This is a genomic window from Streptomyces soli, assembly GCF_003999195.1.
Classification (GTDB): Bacteria; Actinomycetota; Actinomycetes; order Streptomycetales; family Streptomycetaceae; genus Actinacidiphila; species Actinacidiphila soli.
Genome location: NZ_RJVR01000295.1, coordinates 42,478 through 62,029, shown reverse-complemented (window position 1 = coordinate 62,029; position 19,552 = coordinate 42,478). Strand labels below are relative to the sequence as shown.

Sequence of the window (19,552 nt, the reverse complement as noted above, 5' to 3'; positions counted from 1 at the left end):
CCGGCGGCTCTGGGACTGCTCGCGGTGGCCGCGCTGTGGGCGGACCGGCTGACCGGCCGGGCCCGGTGGGCGCGGGCCGCGGCGGGCACGGCGGGCGTCGCGCTGGCCACGACGGTCGTGGTGACGGCCGCGACGGGCACCGGCTACGGCTGGATAGACGCCCTCTCGACCCCCGCCTCGGCCTCCAACTGGTCGCTGACCAACATACTCGGCCGGCTGACTGGCCCCCTGGTCACCGCCGCCGCCTGGCACCGCGTCGGGCTCGTGGCGGCGGCCGCCGCGATCGTCGCCGTATGGCTGCTGCGCCGTAGGCTGGGGCCGGTGTACTGCCTCGGATTGAGCCTCGTCGCGCTGGCCCTGCTCGGGCCGGCGATCCGCCCCTGGTACCTGCTGTGGGGCCTGGTGCCGATAGCCGCCGCCGCGCCCAACGGCCGGGCCCGGCGCTGGGCGGCGGCCGGGAGCGGGCTGTTCGCCATGGCCGTGCTGCCCGACGGATTCCCCGCCACCGGCCAGCAGTTGGCGCTCGCCACGGCCGGCGGCGCGCTGGCTGCCCTCACGGTGGGCGGGCTGCGCGCGCTGCGCCTGGCGCGTACCGCATGAGCCCCGGCGCGCGCCTGCCGGTCGCCGCGACCGCGGTCGTCGGCACCGCGCTTTACCTCGTCACGGTGCCGCTGCACCGGCACTGGTTCGACGTCGGCGTGTACTACGGCGCGATCGGCGACTGGGTGCACGGCGGCCGGCTCTACGACTACGTACGCCCACGCACCCCCTACGGCTTCACCTATCCGCCCTTCGCGGCCCTGTGCATGCTGCCGATGGCCGCCCTGAGCTGGCATGGCGCGGTCGTGGTCAGCATCGCCCTCAATGCCGGCGCCGGGGTCGTCGTACTGGCCCTCACCGCCTGGCCGGTGATCCGGCGGGAGGGCTGGGCCCCGGCGTACGCGGGCACGCTGGCGGCCTGTCTGTTGGCGCTGCTGGAGCCGGTACGGGACACGCTCAGCCTCGGCCAGGTCAACCTGGCACTCCTGGCGCTGGTCCTGGCGGACGCGTACGCCCTGCGCACCGGCCGACGGGCGGCAGGCCTCGGCATCGGACTGGCGGCGGCCGTGAAGCTCACCCCGGCGCTGTTCATCGGCTACCTGCTCCTCACCGGTCGCCGACGGGCCGCCGCGACCGCCGCCGGCACGGCGCTCGGCGCCACACTGCTCACGGCCGCCGTGGCCCCGCAGGCCTCGCGGACTTTCTGGACGGCCGCCATGTGGGACACGAACCGCGTCGGCTCACTCACGTACGTCGGCAACCAGTCGCTGCGCGGTCTGCTGGCCCGGCTGGATGCCCCGGGCACGGTCTGGGCGTGCGCCGTGGCCGCCGTCCTCGCCGTATGGGCGCTGCGGGCCCGCCGGGCGTATGCGGCGGGCGACGACGTGGCGGGCTTCGCCCTCACCGGCATCGCGGCGTGCCTGGTCAGCCCGGTCACCTGGGTGCACCACCTGGTCTGGCTGATCCCGTCGCTCACCGTGACGGTGGACGCGGCCCTCCGCTCCCGGCCGCGCCGGTGGCCCGCGGCGGCCACGGCCTCGTACCTACTGCTCTCCAGCAGCATGATCTGGCTCTGGCTGGACGACACCGGCGGCATCGACGGCTTCCTCGGCGGCAACGCCTACGTCTGGCTAAGTCTCGCGCTGCTGGTCAAGCTGCCCGTACGGCAAGAGGAGGGCTCGGCCGCCACCGTGACGCCGCATCACCCTGCCGGCGCATCACCGCGCGCCCGCAGGTGATCTTCGCTGATAGGCAGGGTACGACGGGGTCAGGAGACCAAAGCGGACCGAAGCCGAGGAGCCCACCGTATGCGCGTGTCCCTGTGTCGGACGATTGCCGCCGCCCTGCTAGCTGCTGTCCCGGTGCTGACCGCTGCCGCGGCGCCCTCCTCGCATTCCGGAGCCGTGCGGAGTAGCCGGCTCGCACCGCTCCAAACGGAGCCCAACGCCATCCCGGGCCACTACATCGTGAGCCTCACCCGCGGCACGGACCCGGACAGTGTGCTCACCCGTATCGGCGCGAAGGCCAAGCACGTCTACCGCGACGCCCTGACCGGCTTTGCCGCCCCGCTCACCGAACCGCAGCTGACCCAGGTACGGGCGCTGCCGTCGGTGCTGGGCGTGGAGCAGGACTCCACGGTGACCCTCTCGCCGGAGGAGCGGCGGTCGGTGCCGGTACCGGCCAAGCGGGCGGCCGGCACCGGGATCCCGTGGGGACTGGAGCGGATCAACGAGCGGGCCCCGGGCAGCCACGGCTTCAACGTGAAGTCGACGGGCGCCAAGGTGACGGCGTACATCATCGACAGCGGTCTCGACTTCACGCACCCGGAGTTCAACGGCCGGGCCAGCCTCGGCGTCGACGAGATGAGCGACGGCAGGAACGGCGTGGACTGCGCGGGCCACGGCACTCATGTCGCCGGCACGGTCGGCGGGGAGCACACCGGCGTGGCCAAAAAGATCAACATCGTCGCCGTACGCGTCCTCAACTGCGACGCGCGCGGCCCGAACTCCGGCATCATCGCGGGCGTCAACTGGATCGCGGCGAACGCCAAGAAGCCGGCCGTCGCCAATCTCTCGCTCGGCGGCAACTACTCCCAGACCATGAACGCCAGCCTTGACGGCCTCGCCCAGGCCGGTATCTTCCCGGTCGTCGCGGCGGGCAACGGCAACACCAACTCCTGCGTCGTCTCCCCCGCCAGCGCTGCGCATGCCTTCACCGTCGCCGCCATCGACCAGTACGACCGCAAGGCCGACTTCAGCGACTACGGCCCCTGCATCAACATCAACGCCCCCGGCACCGGCATCACCTCGGCCTCCCTCAACGGCAGCTACGCCGACATGAGCGGCACCTCCATGGCGGCCCCCCACGTCACCGGGATCGCCGCGCTCTACAAGGACACCTTCGGCGACGTGACCTTCGCCACGCTCTCCAAGTGGCTCACGGACAACGCGACGCCGAACGTGCCAATCGGCGCCCCCTGGGGGACGCCGAGGCTGTTGGCCTACACGAACGGACTCTAGGAGGAGCGGGGAGAGCTACGCAGTGCGCAGCTCGACCGTCATCGACAGGTCGACGGGGTGCGGCATCGCCGCGACGGCCTCCCGTGGAGCCTTGCCCGGCACCGGGCGCAGCCGTCGGCTCTGCAGGACCGTGGCGAGGGTGATGACGAGTTCGGTCAGCGCCACCCCGTCCCCTATGCACTTGCGTGACCCCGCCCCGAAGGGAATGAACGCCTCTCGGGGCAGGTCACGGCGCCGGTCCGGAAGCCACCGGTCGGGGTCGAAGCGGCCGGGGTCGGCGAAAACAGCGGGGTCGCGGTGCACGGCGTACAGACTGAAGGCGAACTCGGTTCCCGCCGGGACGTCGAACCCGCCGATCTCGACGGGCTCGACAGCCCGGCGCATCATCATCGTCACCGCGTGCAGGCGCATCGTCTCGTCGACCACCTGGCGGGTGTACTCCAGCTTGGCGATGTCCTCGAAGGTGACCGGACTCGGCGAGGCCGGGCCGCCGACGACCGTGTCGATCTCCGCGAGCAGCCGCTCCTCCACCTCCGGATGCCGGGCTATCTCGTAGAACGCCCAGGCCAGGACGGAGGCGACGGTCTCGGCGCCCGCGAACAGGATGGTCACCAGCTCGTCGCGCACCTCCACATCGGTGAGCGACTCGCCGGTGTCCGCGTCGCGGGCGGCAAGCAGCATGGACAGCAGGTCCGGGGCGTCGCTCTCGCCCTTGACCCGCGCGGCCGATATCACCTCGTCGATGACCCCGCGCATTTCGGCGGTCGCCGCGTCGAAGGCCCGGTGGGCCGGGATCGGCAGCCGGTCCAGCGCCTTGGGCGACACCGCCCGCAGCAGCATGTTCTTGAGGATGAGCGGCATATTGCGTTGAACCACCTCCACCGCGCGCCGGCCGGTGTCGGTGCCTGCGGAGAACATGGTCGCCGTGAGCGTGCCGGTCGCGTATTCCGACGCCACGTCCAGCACCGGAATCGTCTCACCCGGCTCCAGGGAGCCAACCAGGGCGAGAGCGTGGTCGGTGATGATTTCGCCGTACTGAGCGACACGGCTCTGGTGGAACATCGGCTGCATCAGCCTGCGGTGCTTGCGGTGCGTCTCGGCTGGCGCCGTGCCCAGCCCGCTACCGAGCAGCGGACGCATCCGGTCGTAGAGCCGACCCTTCTCGAAGCTGCGGGCCTTGCGGACCATGAGGTCATGAGCGAGCGAGGCGCTGGTGACGAAGTAGACCGGCATCGTGCCGATATCGATACGGACGAGTTCGCCGACGGCCCGCAGGTTTTTCACAAAGGCGAGCGGGTTTCGCCAGAGTGGCCATACGTGACCGAGGAGCGGAAGTGCGCCGGGAGCGCGTGGCACCGACTGCAACACTGCTTTCACTCCGAAAACCCCTTTTCTTTCCCGGAACCTATGCCGTGTGCTGTGTCATCGGGTGTAGGAAGGAGTGCACTGATACGGCTGAGCCATAGGCGGTCCCGTGTGACGTGGAGGCGTCCTGAAGCTCTGGGAGGAGATCCCACCACCAGGAGATCACCGGAATGTCCAGCGGCTCCGGACTGTCGTCGGTCGGGGTGTCGCGGAAGGTCGAGGGGAGGTCTGCCGGATCGTCGGGTGTGGTGTAGCGAATCGACGTGATCTCCCAGTCCTGGGCCCCGCGTATGAAGTGCCCCAGGCTGTCGACGTACTGCCGCAGCTGCGGGCTGCCGGTGGCCTTGAGGTGCGCGGACATACGGAGGAAGAGGTTCATGACGCGGTCGCGATAAGCGATAGCGGTGAGCAGCGCGTGTCCGGGGCCGATGCCGTACTCCTGCCCCAGCACGCGTACGGCGTTGAGGTAGTAGCCGCCGGCGCGGTGCTCCTTGTGGTGGGAGAGGATGTCGTTGTCCCAGCCGATGATGAAGTGCGCCATCTCTCCGGCGGCACGCACCCAGGTGTGGTCACGCTCGTTGGGCTGGAGTTCGTAGCCGTGCCCCATCTCCAGGAGGGGCAGAATCACCGACGTCGCCCCGTCGTAGATACGCATCAGGGTGTAGTCGTTGAGGTCGGGAACCGTACCGCGGCTGCGGAAAGACGCCTCCCAGACCACCGACGAAAAGTACTCCCGCAGGGCGTCGATCCAGCGGGTAACCTGTACGGACGTGCCGTAACGGTCCATCCGGTAGCGGAGATCCCGCAGGCCCAGGGCCAGCGGATCATCGACCAGCATGGGAGCTTCCGGATTCTGGGCGACACGTATGAGCCGCGAGAGCGCGCCGATGAGCTCGCCTGGCTGAGTGCCGATCTCCCCTTCCTCGCAGTAGCCGTCATCGACCCCGAAGAGCCAGAGTATGAAGTCCGCGGCGATGGTGATGACCTCTTCGCGTCCTTCGGGAAAGATCCGCGCGGCGAAGGTGCCGATGTCATGCTTCACCAGCCGGCTTCGCAGCTCGTGGGATCCGATGCTGAACTCATCGGCCCACGCGGCGGTATGGGCGTCTATGGCCACATGGCGAGGGTGGATGGCTGATCGGAGTGGAGAGTAGATCGGTGGCACTGTCAGCTCAGGCCCCACGGACGATCACCTCTCAGTTGTTTCCACGCTGACCACTCACGTGGCGGCCAGGCGCATGCCGGGCCGCATAAGTGAGTGGATCATTTACAGCGACCATTACTCCGGCATATGGCACTGTCCGTCAAGGCGCCAAATCTCATCATGCGAACACCAGTTGGCATGCACCCCCATTGCGCCGAGCGTGCGCCCCGTGTGCGCCCGGCGCATGACCCCGGACTGAGCAGGGCGTCATGCCTAGGCAGCGGCCCCCGGCGCAATACGGGGCGCACGGGCGCACTGGCCCGTGCGCCCTAACCGCGCTGGTCGCAGAATGAGACGAAGATAACTCGGCGGCTACCTCCCGCGGAACCACGAGGTCAGCGCGCTCCACCGGGAGCGCCGCTGCCGTGGCACCGGAGCCCCGACGGGTGCGGCCGCGGCAATGGGCTCAGGCTGGGCGGGCGGCATCTCGGCTGCCGGAGGCTGGGCCTGCGGAGTACGCGGTGTCGGGAGCTGCTCTCCCATGGGCTTGCGCGGGCTGAACTTCACCGGGAGATCGACCATGTGACGTGAGAGGAACGCGGCCCGGGAGCGCAATTCCCCCTCCTCCACGGCCAGGTGCAGGTCGGGCAGGCGCATCAAAAGGGTGTCGATCCCGGTGTCCGCGATGGCCCGTCCGATGTCCTGGCCGGGGCACTCGTGCGGACCGCTGCTGAAGGCCAGGTGGGAACGGTTGCCGTACAACGAGGCGTTCAGGTCGGGGCGGACCCGCGGGTCCACGTTGCCGGCCGCCAGGCCGAGCATGAGCATGTCGCCCGCCTTGATCTGCTGGCCGGCCAGCACGGTGTCACCGGTGGCCCACCGCCCCAGCACCGCCGCCATGGGCGGTTCATCCCACAGCACCTGCTCCAGGGCATCCGGGAGGGTCATTTGACCACCATTCAGGTGCGCGCGGAAGCGCGGATCGGTCAGCACCATCTTCAGACCGCTGGCAATCAGGTTGACCGTGGTCTCGTTGGCGGCGACCAGGACGAGCCGCAGATGCTCCGCGATCTCCTCGTCGGTCAGGCCTGCGTCGTCCCGGCCCAGCAGGGACGCGAGATCCCCACCGGGGTCCGCTCGCTTGCGGACGGCCAACTGGGTGCACAGCCGCATGACGTACTCGTTGCTCGCGATGGCCGTCTCGGTGCCCATCAGCATGTCGCGGAGGGCCTTGACCAGCCTGGGGCCTTCCTCCTCCGGCATGCCCAACAGCTGGGTCATGACGAGCATAGGCAACTGCTCGGCGAACTGCGACACAAGGTCGGCCCGCCCGGACTGGCAGATCTCGTCGACCAGTTGGTTGGCGAAGCGGGTGATGTACTGGCGGATGCCACGGCGGTTGAGGCGCCCGAGGCTGTTGGTGACGGCTCCACGCAGCCGGTCGTGCTCGACTCCGTCGGCGAAGACGCACACCGGCTGCCAGGCGACCACCGGCAGCAGCGGCCAGTCCATCGGGACCTTGCCATCCTTGAGCTGGTTCCAGATCCGCGAGTCCCGGGAGAACCGCGAGGGATTGCGCAGCACTTCGAGGTTCTCGTTGTGGCCAACGACCAGCCAGGCGGGCTGCTCGCCGAGCAACAGGACCGGTGCCACCGGCCCGTACTCGGCGCGCAGCTTCTCGTACAGGCCCTCGGGGTCGGCGTCGACCTCGGGACCGTAGAGCCGGGTCAGGCCACCGGGGGCGGCGCCACCCGAACTATGGGCGGGGCACTCGGGGGGAGGGGTGGTCATGATGCCTCCGTTTTCACGGCGAGGGAGTACAGGTAGCGCATGAGGGCCATCAGGACGTCCCGGCTGGAATCGCGCTTGCGGGCATCGCAGTCGACGATCGGTACGTTGTCGGGCAGGTCCAGGGCGGCCCGCAGCTCCTCCACGGGATAACCGGGGGCACCCGCAAAGGTGTTTATGGCGACGACGAAGGGCACTCCGCGCTCCTCCAGCCGTCCGATCACATCGAAGCTGACTTCCAGCCGGCGCGTGTCGACCAGCACCACCGCACCGAGGGCGCCCTCGAACAGGCCGTTCCAAAGGAACCAGAAACGTTGCTGCCCGGGCGTGCCGAACAGATACAGCACCAGTTCGTCGTTGATGCTGATCCGGCCGAAGTCCATGGCGACCGTGGTCTCGGACTTGCGCTCGACCCCGGTGTTGTCGTCGACCCCGACCCCCGCCTGGGTCATGGTCTCTTCGGTGGTCAGCGGGCGGATCTCGCTCACCGATCCGACCAGGGTCGTCTTGCCGACCCCGAAGCCGCCCACGATCACTACTTTGACGGCGGTGGAGACCGATGACGGCAATATGTCCTCGCTCCGCGGCCCCACAACCGCGTCAGAGCTTTTGAAGTCCATGCATCACCGCCTCGATAAGTGCGCGTTCGGGAAGAAGTGCCTTGGGGACCGGAGCACGTGCCTCGACGTGCTCGTCCTTCAGGAGGTCGGCCAGGATGACCATGACCAGGCTGATCGGCAGATCCGTGTATGCGGAGATCTCGGCCACGGAGAGAGGGGACTCGCAGAGGCGGAGAATCCCCGCAGCCTCCGGCTGGATCGTCGGCTGTGGCTCCGACGTGGCCACGATCAGCGTGACCAGGTCGAGAGCGGCCTTGCCGGTCCCGGTACGTCCGCCCGTGACCACGTACATTCGCCCGGGGTCGTACTCGTTCTCGTCGACCCCGGGCTCGTGGTCCCCTTCGCTCATGCGGTCAGGCCGTCGTTGCGGGGCGGGCTGGTCAAATGCGCGCCGATGCGCGCGACGAGGTCACGCATCTGCTGCCCCATCAGGCCGGCGTCCACCTCCTCGTCGGCGAGGACGGCGAGGTAGGCACCGGGGCCGGCCGCCATCATGTAGAAGAAGCCTCCCGACATCTCGATGACGACCAGCCGCATCCGCCCGTCGCCGCGCGGGAATTCCGTGCCCACGGCCGCCGCGAGACTCTGCAGCCCGGCGCAGGCCGCCGCCAGGCGGTCAGCGGCGTCCGGGTCGCCGCCGTGCTGGGCCATGCGCAGGCCGTCGGAGGACAGCACAATCACATGCAGCGTTCCCGGAACGCCCTCCGCGAGATCCTTGAGCATCCAGTCCATGTTGGCCCGCTGCTGAATCACGGCTTCTCACTCTCATCTAACGACGTCTCGTCACTGTTCTTGCTCGCAGGCGTGGCCGGCGGGGTGTCGCCGTTGACTCCGCTAGTGAAAGCGGCCAACCACAGGCCCGGCTGCACCGGTTCGGACTGCGCCGGCTCGGAGGAAGTAACAGTGGCGGCCGAATGCTGCGCCTTGGCCGCGGGGACAGCTCCGGAGTCCGCGTACGAGGTACGGCGACGCCGCTGCGGAAGCCCGTTCGGGGTCCGCTCGGTCACCACGGGGATGTCGTCGTCATCCGTCATGGAAACCGCCGGCGGCGAGGCCTTCGGGCCGGGGATCAATGGTCCCACCGGCTTGATGTCCACCGGCATCCGGCTCCGGTCGGCCTTGACGCTCGACTGCGAGTTGGACGTGGCACCGATGCCGTGCGCGATGCCGGTCGCGGGGGCGCTGGTGATGAGCTCCGACGGCACGATCAGCACGGCACGCACACCGCCGTACGCGGACGAGCGCAGCGAGATCTGGAAGCCGTACGCCCGGCACAGACGGCCGACCACCGCGAAACCGAGCCGCGGGGTCTCACCCAGGTCCTTGAGGTCGATACCGGCCTGCGCCTCGGCGATGGCCTGCTCGGCCCGGTCGCGGGCATCGGGACTCAGGCCGACGCCGCCGTCCTCGATCTCGATGGCGATACCGGTCTGCACCTCGACGGCAGACACATGCACCCTGGTCTGCGGCGGGGAGTAGCGGGTCGCGTTGTCCAGCACCTCGGCGATCGCGTGGATCAGCGGCTCGACGCCGGGGCCGACGATGCCGACCTGGGCGATGGAGTGCAGATCGACCCGCTGGTAGTCGGTGATACGGGACATGGCGCCGCGCATCACGCTGAAAAGCGCGACGACCTTGCTCCACTGGCGGCCGGGCCGCGCGCCGCCCAGCACCGAGATGCTGTCCGCGAGCCGGCCGATGAGGGCGGTGCCGTGGTCGAGCTTCAGCAGGTCACCGAAGACGGCGGGCGAACCGCCGTGCCGGTCCTCCATCCTGCGCAGGTCGGAGGCCTGCTGGTTGGCGATGGCCTGAACACGGCGGGCGACGTTGACGAACGCGCGCTGCGAGGACTCACGGATGTCCTCCTCGGCGGAGAACGCTTCGAGCGCGGAGCGCAGCAACGCGACGCGGGCGGCCTGGAACTCGGGGGTGAGACCTTCGTCGAAGTGCTCGACGCCGGCGAGTACGTCATCGACGAACTCGCCCTGCTGGAGCCGGCTCACCGCGTGCGGCAGCTGCTGCCGCGCGAGCCGTATGGTCTCCTCTTCCTGCCGGGCCAGACTGTGGCGCAGCTCCGCGACCTGGCGTGCCGCCTGCTCGCGCAGCGCCCGTAGGGCGCGGCCCCGGCGGGCCGCCTCCGCGGCGACGACGGCGACCGCGAGTGCCGCCACCGCCCCGCACCAGGCGACCGGCATGCGCGCGCCGGAGGGGGCGAGCGCGACGGCGACGGCAGCGGCTCCCACGGTCACGACGGTGGGTAGTAACCACGCAAGAACAGGGGTGGGTCGCCGGTCTCCGGGTGGCGAGCCTGCACGAACCATCAGCATCCTCAAACGATCGCGGGATTACGGAACGACGAACGGGGGTCGGCCCCAGCGGGAACGAGCACGCAGGGTTGACCTGGCGTAATTGCGACAACACGCTGAGCCGCAAGTAGCATAGCCCGTTCCGGGGGCCCGGGAAGCCGCACCAAGCATATGCCTCTGTCCCCAATGTGCTTTCTAGGAACGACAGTTCGGACCTTCATTCGCGCCACCCCTTGCGCCGGCCCTACCGGCGGTAAGGCCGGGCGGGAAAGGGAATGGCGGCGGCTCCTATAAGCGCGAAACCGGACGAATCCGCCCGCTTCGGGGGCATAGCATGGATATATGCCGTTCGACACGGGCGATGCCGCGACGGCGGTCCTGGACGCCACCGGCACCGTGATCGGCTGGACCCGGGCCGCCGAGCGGCTGCTCGGCCACCGGCCGGCGGATGTGCTGCACCGGTCCGCCGCCGCCCTGCTGGCTGCCCCCGAGGACGCCTCGCGGGCGGCGGCCGTCGTGGAGCACTGCCGTACGGAGGAGAGCTGGGCCGGGTTCGTGGGCCTGCGCCACCGCGACGGGCGGCGGATCCAGGTGGGCCTGCGGGTGTCCCCGGTGCACACCGCCCCAGGTGAGGGCGAGAACCCGGACCAGTGGGTGGTCTCCGCCGTCGACATGTCCGAGAACCCGTCCCTGGCGGTCAGCGGTCCCCTCCTGGAGAGCATGCTGACCGGCGCCCCCATCGGCATGGGCATCGTCGACCCGGATCTGCGCTACGTATGGATCAACGACGCCCTGGTGAACAGGGGCGGCGTCTCGCGCGAGCAGCGCATCGGCCGCGGCCTGAAGGAGACCCTGCCCGGCCTGGACACCGACGCCATCGAGGAACGGATGCGGCAGGTCCTGCGGACCGGCACCCCCATCATCGACTACGAGTACCGGGGCTGGACCCTGGCCGAGCCGTACCGGGAGCGCGCGTACTCGACGTCCTACTTCCGGCTCGCCGACGCCGCAGGCACCGTGCTCGGCGTCTGCTACATGGTCATGGACGTCACCGACCGCTGGCGGGCCCGCGAGCGCCTGGCCCTGCTCGACGAGGCCGGCGCGGTCGTCGGCAGCACCCTGGACATCGTCCGCACCGCCCAGGAGCTGACCGACTTCGCCGTGCCCCGACTCTGCGACTTCGTCACCGTCGACCTCCTCGACGCGGTGCTGCACGGCGACGAACCCGGCTCCGGGCCCGGGATCGCCGCCGCCACCGGCGCGTCGCTGCGCCGCACCGCCATGCGGTCGCTCCGCGAGGGCACCCCCGAGTCGGCCGTCGCGCCGGGCGAGCCCATCGGCGCGCCCGAGTCGTCCCCGTACGATCGCTGCGTAGTGGACGGCAAGGCCAGGCTGGATGTCGTCCTGGACGTCGAGAACACGCCCTGGATCGCCGAGGACACCCTGCGGGCGGCCCGGATCCGCGAGTACGGGATGCGGTCGGTCATGTGGGTGCCGCTGCGAGCGCGCGGCACGGTGCTGGGGGTGGCCACCTTCGTACGGACCCGGCATCCGGACGTACGGTCCCGGCACCCCGAGCCCTTCGAGGAGGACGATCTGCTGCTGGCCGAGGAGATCTGCGCCCGCGCCGCGCTCTGCGTCGACAACGCCCGCCGCTTCACCCGCGAGCACCACTCCGCCGTCGCCCTCCAGCGCGCCCTCCTGCCGCCCGGCGTCACCGGCGGCGGCGCGCTCGACGTCGCCTCCCGCTACGTCCCGGCCAACGTCCGGGACGGCATCGGCGGCGACTGGTTCGACGTCATCCCGCTCTCCGGCGCCCGGATCGCCCTCGTCGTCGGCGATGTGGTCGGCCACGGCATCCACGCCGCCGCGACCATGGGCCGGCTGCGTACGGCCGTGCACACCCTCGCCGACATGGACCTGCCGCCCGACGAGCTGCTGGCCCACCTGGACGACCTCGTCCTCCGGCTGGCGGAGGAGGACAGCCTCGTCGACGGCGATGACAGCGGCGGGGACGACGAGGCCGCCTCGGCCACCGTTCTGGGAGCGAGCTGCCTCTACGCCATCTACGACCCCGTCGCCCGGAGCGTCACCATGGCCCGCGCCGGCCATCCGCCGCCCGCCCTCGTCACCCCGGACGGCCAGGTCAGCTTCCCCGACCTGCCGGACGGGCCCCCGCTCGGCCTGGGCGGCCTGCCCTTCGAATCCGCCGAGCTCGAACTCCCCGAGGGCAGTCTCATCGCCCTCTACACGGACGGCCTCATCGAGAACTCCGGCGACGACCTCGACACCGGCCTCGACCGCCTGGGCGAGATCCTCGCCCAGCCCGGACTCACCCTGGAGGGCCTTTGCGCGAAGGCCATCGCCGGCCTCGTCACCGGCCCGCCCTCCGACGACATCGCCCTCCTCATCGCCCGCGCCCACGCCCTCTCCGCCACCCAGGTCGCCGCCTGGGACCTGCCCTCCGACCCGGCCGTCGTGTCCGGCGCACGCGCCCTGGCGGTCCGTCAACTCGCGGAATGGGGCCTCGACAACCTCGCCATGACCACCGAACTCGTCGTCAGCGAACTCGTCACCAACGCCATCCGCCACGCCACCGGGCCCATCCGCCTCCGCCTCATCCGCCAATCCGTCCTCATCTGCGAGGTCTCCGACACCAGCAGCACCTCCCCCCGCCTCCGCCACCCCCGGACCACCGACGAAGGCGGCCGCGGCCTCTTCCTCGTAGCCCAACTAACCCGCCGCTGGGGCTCCCGCCACACCCCCACCGGCAAACTCATCTGGGCCGAACAGGACCTCCCCGCGCCGTCCGCTCTGGCCGCTCAAGCCCCCGGGCCCGTCTGATGCACCTTGCGGCGGGTCCGGGATGTGACGTCGACGGCGGGGAAGATGCGCTGGGCTGAACCTCCCCCTGCCGCCCTCGCAGCGCTCGGCGCTGGCGCGCCTCCCGCGCTTCGGGACGGCTGCGCCGGACTCCGTCCGGCTCAAGCCCCCGGCACCGTTTGATGCAGCTGCCGAACGAACGCCGCATTGCTCGGCGTCTGCTTGATCCGCTCCAGAAGGACCTCAAGGGTCGCCCGCGAATCACGCTCCTGGAGAAGGCGCCGCAGGCCACGCACAGCGATCAGTTCGGCCGGCGGGAGAAGAAGTTCCTCGCGACGGGTGCCGGAGGGGGTGACGTCGACGGCGGGGAAGATGCGCTGGTCGGCGAGGGTGCGGTCGAGGCGGAGTTCCATGTTCCCGGTGCTTTTGAGCTCCTCGAAGTAGTAGTCGTCGGCGCGGGAGCCGGTGTCGACGAGGGCGGTGGCGAGGATGGTGAGGGAGCCGCCTTCTTCGGCGAGGCGGGCGGTGCCGAAGAGCTTTTTGGGGCCGAGGAGGGCCGCGGCGTCGACGCCGCCGGTGAGGGTACGGCTGTTCTTGGCGGCGGCGTTGTTGTAGGCCCGGCAGAGGCGGGTGATGGAGTCCAGGAGGATGACGACGTCCTGGCCCAGCTCCACAAGCCGCTTGGCGCGCTCGATGGCGAGTTCGGCCAGGGCGATGTGCTCCTTGGCGGGGCGGTCGAAGGTGGAGGCCAGCACCTCGCCGCGTACGGAGCGACGCATGTCGGTGACTTCCTCGGGGCGTTCGTCGAGGAGCACCATCATGAGGTGGCAGTCGGGGTGGTTGTCGGCGACCGCGTGCGCGAGGGCCTTGAGGAGGACCGTCTTGCCGGTCTTCGGCGGTGCGACGATCAGGCCGCGCTGGCCCTTGCCGACGGGGGCGACGAGGTCCACGAGCCGGGTGGCCAGGCCGGCGGACGACGTTTCGAGGCGCAGCCGCTCCCGGGGGTGCAGCGGCGTGAGTTCGGCGAAGTGCGGCCGGGCGCGCAGCGCCGCCGCCTCCGGGGGGCGGCCGTTGACCCGGTCGAGGTGGGTGAGGCCGGGCGCGCCTTCGACGAAGTCGCCCTTGCGCAGGCCGTACTGGCGGATGCGGGCGGCCGGCACGGTCACGTCGTGCGGCCCGGGCAGGTAGCCCGCCTTCCGCAGGAAGCCGTTGCCGCCGTTCACGATGTCAAGGACACCGGATGTTTGTTCGATTGGTTCGGTAGTGCCGAGCATGGGGGGTCCTTTCACGGACACGGCGTAATCGGAAAACGAGACGCAACGCATCGAGGGAAGAAAAGTGATGACCGCACCACCGGCTCGCCGATCCCAAGAAAAGGACGGCCCATCAGCGGTACGAGAGGGAACCAGCACCGGCGCCACTTGTCAGGGCGTACTCGGGTGCTGTTTGAACTGTATCACAACCCCGGGGTGGGCTCAGTCGCGGACGCCGACCCTGACGGCCACCTCGACGGCCAGGGCCCTCGCCGCATACCCGTCGCCGAATGCGGCGACCCCCTCGTCGACGCCCGCGCCGAGCCGCCGCCCCCGCAGCAGCGGTCCACTCCGCCCTGCACACGGCCGGCCTTACCGCGCAGGGCCGGCCGATCGGCGAGGCCTTCGCCTACACCGGGCCCTCCCCGTGGCTCTACATGTCGGTCGACGCCGACAAGGTGGTCGCCGACAACGCCACCGTCCGCTGCCAGATCATCCGTGCCGACGGCTCCATCGCCACCGTCGGCACCTTCCGTCTCGAGGACGGCTACGCCAGCTGGGGCGGCCCCTACCCGGCCCGCATCTCCCCCGTCACCGGCGTCCGCCTCCTCAGCGCCGACGGCTCCGTGGTCAGCACCTCCACCTTCGGGCCGGCCGGGCGCTGATCACGCGCCCGCCCGGCCGCCCGCGACCCGCCGTACGACGCGCAGCAGGTACTCCCGGCGGTCGAGCGGATTGTGGTCCGCCCGCGATCGCTCCGGGACCGTGCCCCGTACCGGTTCGTAGCGCTCGAAGACGCACTCCAGCACCCCTTCGCCGTGCGTCAGCCCCGGTAGCTGCTGCTCCAGCTCGTGTACCCGTGCCGCCGGAATCTCCCCCTCCAGCAGGCACGACGACCCCAGCTGCTCGGGGGTCCCCGGTACGGCCCCGAGCCGGGCCAGCACCGGCAGGATCGGCCCGAAGGCGTCGGCCGGCAACTCCAGGCGGAAGCGGTGCACCGGCTCGTACACCCGGGTGCCGGCCTGCTTCAGGGCGCTCATCAGGACCAGCGGCGTCAGGTTGCGGAAGTCCCCGGCCGTGCTCGACATGCTCTTGTCGAATACGCCGTGGGAGTGGCTCTGCCGCGGCCAATAGCCGGAATGCGTCATGGTGACCGTGCAGTCGGTGACCTGCCAACCGTGGACTCCTTGCCGCAGCGTTTCCCGTACCGTCTCCTCCACTGCTTTACGGAACGCCAGCGGCAGCGCGCCGGGCTCGATCTCCAGCCGGTACCGCACACCGGAGTCGAGGGGGGCCGGATCAATCCGCAGCCCCACCGTCGCGAGGAACGGATTGGGCTCCTTGGCGATGAACTCGGCGGCAGCACCGGTCCCGACGAGCCTTTCGATGCAGATCGTCGTGGTCTCGCTGAACTCCACGTCGAGGCCGAACTCGTTTGCCAGCGTCGCCTGAATGACCTCCTTCTGCACCTCCCCGTAGAGCGACACGAGGAGTTCCTGACGGACCTCGTCCTGCCGCAGGTTGATCAGCGGATCCTGCTCGGCGAGCTGTACGAGCGCGACGCGCAGCGCGCCCCTGTCGGCCGCACGGCACGGCGCCACCACCGTCTCCAGCGTCGGCGGGGCGAAGTGACGGGCCGCCGACGCCGTCCGCGATACGCCGAGCGTGTCGCCGATCCGGATGTCCCCCAGCCCCCAGAGCTTCCCGATCCGCCCCGCTCCCACCTCCCCGCGCTGCGCGGCCGCCCCCCGATCGAACACGCCGATCGCGGTGACCTTGCCCTCGCGGGCCTCGCCGCCCTCGCCGAAGGGCAGCCGGTCCCGTACTCGTACCGTCCCCGAGAACACCCGTGCGTACGCGATCTTCTCCCTCGCCGGTCCGCGCTCGACCTTGAACACCGTGCCCGAGACCGGCCCGTCCTCGTCCCCCTCGGCCACCGGCAGCAACTCCCTGATCCCGGCACTCAGCTCCGCCACACCCGCCCCGCCGACCGCCGACCCGAAGAACACCGGATGCACCAGCCCCCGCCCGACCTGCCCCGCGAGCTCCCGCCGCAGCCGCCCGTACGACAGCGCTGTCCCGTCGTCCACATACGCGGCCAGGACCGCGTCGTCCTGGTCGGCCAGCACCTCGGCCAGCCCGGCTGTGAACTCCGCGTCGTCCGCGCCGTAAGGCCGGAAGTCGGGCGTGCGCGTGCCGAGGCCGCGCGCCGACCCCATGGGGACGATCGCCGGCGCCAGCTTGTCGGCGATGCCGTGCAGCACGCGCTCGTACTGCGCGCCAAGGCAGTCGATCTTGTTCACGAAGATGAGGGTGGGGATGCGCAACCGGCGCAGCGTCCGCATCAACACGCGCGTCTGCGCCTGCACACCCTCGACGGCCGAGACCACCAGCACCGCGCCGTCGAGCACGCTCAACACCCGCTCCACCTCCGCGATGAAATCCGGGTGGCCGGGTGTGTCGATCAGATTGACCGTGATGTCATCCAAGGCGAACGACACAACAGCGGACTTGATCGTGATACCGCGCTGCCGTTCCAGTGCCAGGGAATCGGTCTGCGTACTGCCGTCATCGACACTGCCGATCTCGTCGATGACACCGGCGGCGAAGAGCAGCCGCTCGGTCAGGCTCGTCTTACCGGCGTCTACATGCGCCAGAATTCCCAAGTTCAACGTACTCACGCCGCGTCATGTCCTCTGGGTAGGTTGCAATTCCCTTCTGGTTGGACATGAACGCTTCGCGCATTTCCGTCTCCCTGCTCGACTCTGCTGGTGCCGGGAGTACAGCAGGCGGCCACCCCGCGGGGCAACCGAATTATGAGGCCGCGCAAATAGGTGGGGCGGAGGAAGGAGCGTGTCGAGGGCCGAGTCTGGCAAGGCAGTGGGGGCACTCTCCCCCAGACTCCGTCCGGGGGGACCCCCACCAGCTTTCGGCCGGGGGGACCCCCACCAGCCGCCAGGGCTGGGGGAGAGAGAGGCGACGCGGTGGGGGCACTCTCCCCCAGACTCCGTCCGGTGGGGGCACCTCCCAGCCGCCAGGCTGGGGGAGGACCCCCACCAGCCTTCGGCCGGGGGACCCCCACCCAGCCGCCAGGCTGGGGGACGTCGTCGACCGACGACAACGCCGCCAGGCGAGAGCCATCGGCACGCGACGCCGCCCCACCTATTCGCGCGGCCTCTATGTGGCGCCGGAATACCGGACGGCGGTCAGGCCGGGCGGCGGGCGATGACGCCGAACATGGTCACCGACATGTGCAGGGCGCCGCGCCCGGCGGCTGCCGTGAGGTCGGCGTAGAGCCGGTCGCGCTGGCCTTCGGTGATCAGGTCGCGGCGTACGGCACCTTCGCCGAGCATCCGTATGATCGGCCAACTGACCTTCTGGTGGTCCTGAATGAGGGCCTGGGAGCCGACGTCGTGGATCTCGAGCCCCGCTGCGGCCAGCTGGCCGACCAGCTTCCGGCCGGCGTACGGATTGGCGGCTGCCGTGAGGGCGCCGCCGGTCAGGACCGCCACCACGTCGGCCTCGCCGGGGTGCAGGATCGTGGTCGCCCAGTCGGTGTCCAGGAGCGCGACCCGGCCGCCCGGCCGCAGCACCCGCGCGATCTCCGTGGCTGCCTTCTCCGGCTCGGCCAGATGCTGGAAGACCCGCTCGCACCACACCGCGTCGACGTCGGCATCGCCGACCGGCAGCGCCAGCGCGTCGCCGTCCACGAACCGGGCCCGGCTGCCGGCCTCGGCCGCACGCCGCTCGGCAACCGACCGCACCCCGGGGTTCGGTTCCACCCCGAGTGCGTCACCGGCCGGCCCGACCGCCGCTGCCAGCACCTGCGTCTCCGACCCCGTGCCGGCCCCGATGTCCAGCGCCCGCTCGCCGGACCGCGCGGCCATGCCCCGGTGCGCCCACTCCCGCAGCCGCCGCACCCCGGCGCTCGCCGCCTGGACGTCCAGCGCGCCGACCAGCAGGTCTGTGTTCGAGCCCTTGATGTTGTCCGAATGGAACGCCGAGTTCGGCCGCGATTCCCCCATGCGCAGCACTGTAGCGCGCCACCCGCCCGCCCTCGGGCCAGTAACAGCCGTGGGACGGACGGGTGGAGAGGAGCAGTTGGGCTCGTCGCGGTGACCGCGTCAGCAGCTCAGGTTGTTGCCCGGAGTCGTCCCCAGGATCTGGACGAAGGCGTTGTACCGGTCGATCCGGCTCTGCACCTGCGCCGGGTTACCGCCGTTGCACTCGATCGAGCCGTTGATGCTGCGGATGGTCTCGCCGAAGCCGGCGCCGTTGACCATGGCGTTGTGGGGGGTCATCGTGCCGGGGCCGGACTGGGTCATCCAGTACCAGAGGCCGGTCTTCCACGCCACGGCGGCGTCGTTCTGCACCAGCCACGGGTTGTTGAGCAGGTCGATGCCGAGCGCGTCACCGGCCGCCTTGTAGTTGAAGTTCCAGCTGAGCTGGATCGGGCCTCGGCCGTAGTACGCGGACTGGCCGGCCGGGCAGCCGTACCACTGGCTCCAGTCGCAGTAGTGCGAGTAGTTGGCCGTGTTCTGCTCCACGATGTAGACCAGACCGCCCGTCTCGTGGCTGACGTTGGCCAGGAAGGCGGCGGCCTCCTGCTTCTTCACCGTGTCGCTTCCGGTGGTGGCGAAGGCCGGGTAGGCACTGAGGGCGGCGGTCAGACCGCTGTACGTATAGAAGGAGTTCCGGCTGGGGAACATCTGGTTGAACTGGGCTTCGCTGACCACGAATCCCGAGGGAGCCGGTGTCGAGCCGCCGCCTCCGCTGCCGCAGGCGCCCTGGTCGGACCAGACGTCGGCGCTGCCGGGCCTCTCGTTCTGGGTCCACCACTTCGCAAGCCAGTTGTGGCTGTTGTACGAGGCGGTCATTCCGCCGGTGTAGACGGCCGACGAACTCCAGGCGGAGGCGCAGTCGGCCGCCGAGGCGGAGGACGCGGGCAGGACCAGAAGGATGCCGAGAATCGTGGCGACGGTGGTGAGCAGTGCCGCGATACGCCGTGGCATGTGATCACTCCTTTTGCGCGGCCGCGCTGAAGGAGTGGCGGCCGCTGTGGGGGGTGACAGCACTGAACCCCACTGGTCTGTACCTGTCAAGGTCTAGACCATCGGTTAGGCCCCGGGGAGCGGACGCCGTCGCCCCGTCAGATGCTGGGATGAAGACAGCGGCAGCGACACCGAGTGAGGCG

The 19,552-nt window shown here is 70.3% G+C and carries 16 protein-coding genes; 5 read left to right on the top strand and 11 right to left on the bottom strand.

Features of this window, described 5'->3' with window-relative positions; all coding sequences use genetic code 11:
* The 3 genes from mptB to EFK10_RS33325 form a co-directional block, all read left to right on the top strand.
* A partial coding sequence (mptB, locus tag EFK10_RS47970; protein ID WP_206305689.1) for a polyprenol phosphomannose-dependent alpha 1,6 mannosyltransferase MptB occupies positions 1-600 on the top strand: 600 nt, incomplete at its 5' end.
* Positions 597-1,778 carry a glycosyltransferase 87 family protein gene (locus EFK10_RS33330; RefSeq protein WP_127359386.1) on the top strand — a complete coding sequence of 394 codons (1,182 nt, stop codon included), beginning with the start codon at positions 597-599 and terminating at the stop codon, positions 1,776-1,778. The genes mptB and EFK10_RS33330, both read left to right, overlap by 4 nt.
* Before the next feature lie 69 nt (positions 1,779-1,847).
* Positions 1,848-3,059, top strand: coding sequence for a S8 family peptidase (locus EFK10_RS33325; RefSeq protein WP_127359385.1), 1,212 nt, complete (start codon positions 1,848-1,850; stop codon positions 3,057-3,059).
* A 15-nt stretch (positions 3,060-3,074) separates the two neighbouring features.
* Here the strand turns inward: EFK10_RS33325 and EFK10_RS33320 are convergent, their stop codons facing one another.
* The 7 genes from EFK10_RS33320 to EFK10_RS33290 all read right to left on the bottom strand — a co-directional run bounded on the left by EFK10_RS33320 (position 3,075) and on the right by EFK10_RS33290 (position 10,297).
* Complete coding sequence (locus EFK10_RS33320) at positions 3,075-4,415, bottom strand: cytochrome P450 (protein ID WP_240677632.1); 1,341 nt, start codon at positions 4,413-4,415, stop codon at positions 3,075-3,077.
* 49 nt (positions 4,416-4,464) lie between these two features.
* Positions 4,465-5,607 carry a selina-4(15),7(11)-diene synthase gene (locus EFK10_RS33315; protein WP_127359384.1) on the bottom strand — a complete coding sequence of 381 codons (1,143 nt, stop codon included), beginning with the start codon at positions 5,605-5,607 and terminating at the stop codon, positions 4,465-4,467.
* Positions 5,608-5,940: 333 nt separating this feature from the next.
* Entirely contained in the window at positions 5,941-7,359 is a 1,419-nt protein-coding gene (locus tag EFK10_RS33310) for a cytochrome P450 (RefSeq protein ID WP_127359383.1), read from the bottom strand.
* Complete coding sequence (locus EFK10_RS33305) at positions 7,356-7,976, bottom strand: GTP-binding protein (RefSeq protein WP_127359382.1); 621 nt, start codon at positions 7,974-7,976, stop codon at positions 7,356-7,358. The genes EFK10_RS33310 and EFK10_RS33305 overlap by 4 nt, the downstream gene beginning before the upstream one ends.
* Positions 7,957-8,325, bottom strand: coding sequence for a DUF742 domain-containing protein (locus tag EFK10_RS33300; RefSeq protein ID WP_127359381.1), 369 nt, complete (start codon positions 8,323-8,325; stop codon positions 7,957-7,959). The genes EFK10_RS33305 and EFK10_RS33300 overlap by 20 nt, the downstream gene beginning before the upstream one ends.
* Positions 8,322-8,729 carry a roadblock/LC7 domain-containing protein gene (locus EFK10_RS33295; protein WP_127359380.1) on the bottom strand — a complete coding sequence of 136 codons (408 nt, stop codon included), beginning with the start codon at positions 8,727-8,729 and terminating at the stop codon, positions 8,322-8,324. The genes EFK10_RS33300 and EFK10_RS33295 overlap by 4 nt, the downstream gene beginning before the upstream one ends.
* Positions 8,726-10,297, bottom strand: coding sequence for a sensor histidine kinase (locus EFK10_RS33290; protein WP_407647202.1), 1,572 nt, complete (start codon positions 10,295-10,297; stop codon positions 8,726-8,728). The genes EFK10_RS33295 and EFK10_RS33290 overlap by 4 nt, the downstream gene beginning before the upstream one ends.
* 327 nt (positions 10,298-10,624) lie before the next feature.
* On the opposite strand from EFK10_RS33290, the gene EFK10_RS33285 reads away from it, so the two are divergent.
* Positions 10,625-13,126: a SpoIIE family protein phosphatase gene (locus tag EFK10_RS33285; protein WP_127359378.1), complete on the top strand. Its 2,502-nt coding sequence runs from the start codon at positions 10,625-10,627 to the stop codon at positions 13,124-13,126.
* 140 nt (positions 13,127-13,266) lie between these two features.
* Here EFK10_RS33285 and rho read toward each other — a convergent pair whose 3' ends face one another.
* Complete coding sequence (rho, locus tag EFK10_RS33280; protein ID WP_127359377.1) at positions 13,267-14,379, bottom strand: transcription termination factor Rho; 1,113 nt, start codon at positions 14,377-14,379, stop codon at positions 13,267-13,269.
* A 269-nt stretch (positions 14,380-14,648) separates the two neighbouring features.
* On the opposite strand from rho, the gene EFK10_RS33275 reads away from it, so the two are divergent.
* Positions 14,649-15,023 (top strand): hypothetical protein, encoded by a 375-nt coding sequence (locus EFK10_RS33275; RefSeq protein WP_127359376.1) that lies wholly within the window; start codon positions 14,649-14,651, stop codon positions 15,021-15,023.
* Here EFK10_RS33275 and EFK10_RS33270 read toward each other — a convergent pair whose 3' ends face one another.
* From EFK10_RS33270 to EFK10_RS33260, 3 genes are all read right to left on the bottom strand, one after another.
* Positions 15,024-17,039 carry an elongation factor G gene (locus EFK10_RS33270; RefSeq protein ID WP_127359375.1) on the bottom strand — a complete coding sequence of 672 codons (2,016 nt, stop codon included), beginning with the start codon at positions 17,037-17,039 and terminating at the stop codon, positions 15,024-15,026.
* Between the two features lie 525 nt (positions 17,040-17,564).
* The gene (locus EFK10_RS33265) at positions 17,565-18,383 is read right to left on the bottom strand and encodes a methyltransferase domain-containing protein (RefSeq protein WP_127359374.1); all 819 of its coding nucleotides are present in this window, start codon (positions 18,381-18,383) and stop codon (positions 17,565-17,567) included.
* A 99-nt stretch (positions 18,384-18,482) separates the two neighbouring features.
* A complete protein-coding gene (locus EFK10_RS33260; protein ID WP_127359373.1) occupies positions 18,483-19,370 on the bottom strand; it encodes a glycoside hydrolase family 19 protein in 888 nt (295 codons plus the stop codon).
* Positions 19,371-19,552 lie beyond the last annotated feature (182 nt).